This window comes from Thermococcus sp. M36 (assembly GCF_012027355.1).
Lineage (GTDB): Archaea > Methanobacteriota_B > Thermococci > Thermococcales > Thermococcaceae > Thermococcus.
The window spans coordinates 1-418 of sequence record NZ_SNUH01000260.1 but is presented as its reverse complement, the minus strand read 5'-3'; the positions used below and the strand labels follow the sequence as shown (position 1 = coordinate 418).

Annotated in this window: 1 protein-coding gene; it reads right to left on the bottom strand. The window is 33.0% G+C overall.

All coding sequences use genetic code 11. The features are described 5' to 3' along the window. Positions 1-180: 180 nt before the first annotated feature. A partial coding sequence (locus E3E36_RS13065) for a hypothetical protein (RefSeq protein ID WP_206203711.1) occupies positions 181-418 on the bottom strand: 238 nt, incomplete at its 5' end.

Genomic DNA, 418 nt, shown 5'->3' with positions numbered 1-418 from the left:
GATCTGCAAAAAAAAGAATCATTATCGTTGCCGGTGGCGGAGTTAGAAGCAGTAATATTCAGGAGTTGAAAGTACATGCGAAGGCTAAAGAATTTCATTCATCGGCATTAACAAAAATGGAATTAACTGATGGGGAAGAAATAAAAAGAATAAAAGCTGTATTAAACAAATAATGGCTTACTACTCTTCACAAACAATATTGCATTCTTCTGCAGATGCAGTTTTTAAAGTATCAGTTGTATAACCTGTTCCTACTTTAATACCAAAGAATCTGTTTACATAAAATTTTTTCAGCACTAATTTTTTGTTCTTGCAGCAGGAAAAATCATTATTGGGCAAATAGTTTTTGCCGGATAACCCTGTAAGAAAACTTAATGCATACAATACGAAAAAGGCACAAACTGCAATCGTAAGGATT